Raw genomic sequence first — 2328 nt, forward strand, 5'->3', positions numbered from 1 at the left:
ACTTCACCTCGCTCGCCACGACCGCGAAGCCGCGGCCGGCCTCGCCGGCGCGGGCGGCCTCGATGGTGGCGTTGAGCGCGAGCAAATTGGTCTGCTCGGCAATCGCGGTGATCAGCTTGACCACCTCGCCGATCTGCTGGGCGGCATGCGACAGCTTGCCGATGCGGCCGTCGGTCTCCTTGGCCTGCATCACGGCAGCCTCTGCGATGCGGCTGGAATCGCGCACCTGGCGGCCGATCTCCTCGACCGAGGCCGACAGCTCTTCGGTCGCGGTCGCGACCGACTGCATGTTGGAGGAAGCCTGCTCGGAGACGCCGGCGACCTGGCTCGACAGGCTCTGCGTGGTCTCGGCCGTGCGGGTCAGCGTGGAGGCCGCCGATTCCAGCTGCACGGCCGAGGCCGAGACGTTGGAGACGATGGCGCCGACCGCGCTCTCGAAATCGTCGGCAAAGCGGATCAGCTCGGCGCGGCGGCTTGCGGCCTGCTCGCGGTTCTGCACTTCGCTGGCGGCGGCATCGCGCTCGGCTTTTGCAACGGCCTGGATCTTGAACTCCTCGACGGCGCCCGCCATTTCGCCGATCTCATCCTTGCGGCCGAGGCCGGGCAGCACGACGTCGAAATTGCCCGAGGCGAGCTCCCGCATCGCCTTGCACATCGCGATCATCGGCCGCGAGATGCCGTTGCCGAGCCACAAGGCCAGCACGATGCCGATGGCCAGCCCGCCGAGCGCCATCATCAGCATCAGCTGCTCGGTTTCCACGATCGTCGCATTGGCGCTCGCCTCGATGCGTTGCTGGTCCGCGGTCAGATCCGAACGCAGCTCGGCCGAGAGCTTGAGGATGGTCGCCGCCGTCTTGGTCATCTCGCCGTTCAGCTTGACGATGACCTTCACGTTCTCGGTCAGCTTTGCGAACGAGGTGCGGTACTGTTTCAAGAGATCGCCGATCTCCTTGACGCGATCGGTGATCTTCTGGTCGTTCGCGTAGATGGAGACCAGCAGCGTCTCCAGGAACTTGATGCGGGCGATCACACCATCGGCGGTCTTCGGCTCCGGCTTGGCCACGAAGGCGCTAACCGAGGTGGAGACTGCCAGATATTGCGAGGTGACGTCCTTGGCCGTGGTCTGCACCGAGGCGAGGCCCGCCAGCGCCGCGGTGTCGGCGAGATCGTCGAATTTGAAGCGGATCTTGTTGCCGACACTGTTGAGCTCGTCGGCCGCGATCTTGTTGTTCTCGCGCGTCAGCGTGATGATCTCGCTGAAGACTTTCGTAAAGCTCTGGAACTCGGCCTCGAGCTTGCCGACCTGCTCACGGCGAGCCGCGCCGGTGGTGGCGGCCATCGACTTGGCGATCGCGCTCTTCAGATTTCCTTCAGCGGCCTTGGCCGCAGTCTCGTCATCGGCCGCGCCGGTCAGGGTATAGGCCCGTGCCAGCCCCTGATAGGCGATCAGCTCGCGATCGACCGTCCGTGCCAGATCGGCTTCCGACACGCTGGTGCGGTAGGAGGCCACGGCGCCAGCGATCCGCTCGAAGCCGAAATAGGCGAACGCCATGCCGACGGCGAGGATGGCGAGCACCGCCACGAAGCCGAGGATGATTTTTGCGCGAAAACGCAGCGTTGGCAGCTTCGATTGGCTCGACTTCGATTGACTCGACTTGGACTTCACCGACATTCCCCCACCCCATTCCATTCGCGGAAAACCAGGCGCAGCCGGGAAGCAGCCCGCTTCCCGACTCATGTGCACGGTAACCGGCAAAGGATAAGCTGCAGTAAATTTGTGGCGCCGCAACTGGCGGTTAGGGATTTGGTAAGGCGCGCCTTCCTACGCCGCCCGAATATTTGCCATGAAGCGGTCGAGCTCGGCGCGAAGGCGGGTGCTTTCGCTCGACAGCGTCTTGGCCGAGTTCAGCACCTCTTCCGAGGCCGAGCCGGTCTCGGCGGCGCCGCGGTTGACCTCGCCGATATCGGTGGCCGCGGTCTGGGTGCCCTGCGCGACGGTCTGGACGCTGCGGGCGATCTCCTGCGTGGCGGCGCCCTGCTGCTCGACCGCGCTCGCGATCGAGGTCGAGATCGAGGAGATCTGGCCGATGGTCGCCCCGATCTCCTTGATCGCGGCGACCGATTCGGCGGTCGCTCCTTGCATCCCTGCGATATGCGAGGAGATCTCGTCGGTCGCCTTCGCGGTCTGGCTCGCCAGCGACTTCACCTCGCTCGCCACGACCGCGAAGCCGCGGCCGGCCTCGCCGGCGCGGGCGGCCTCGATGGTGGCGTTGAGCGCGAGCAAATTGGTCTGCTCGGCAATCGCGGTGATCAGCTTGACCACCTCGC

Annotated in this window: 2 protein-coding genes; both read right to left on the reverse strand. The window is 65.6% G+C overall.

The window, feature by feature from the left end; translation table 11 throughout:
* Positions 1 to 1672: methyl-accepting chemotaxis protein (locus HZZ16_RS36805; RefSeq protein ID WP_197955745.1), on the reverse strand; the 1672-nt coding region annotated here is incomplete at its 3' end.
* 150 nt (positions 1673 to 1822) lie between these two features.
* A partial coding sequence (locus tag HZZ16_RS36810) for a methyl-accepting chemotaxis protein (RefSeq protein WP_246510675.1) occupies positions 1823 to 2328 on the reverse strand: 506 nt, incomplete at its 5' end.

It is taken from the genome of Bradyrhizobium glycinis, assembly GCF_016031655.1.
Taxonomy (GTDB): domain Bacteria; phylum Pseudomonadota; class Alphaproteobacteria; order Rhizobiales; family Xanthobacteraceae; genus Bradyrhizobium; species Bradyrhizobium glycinis.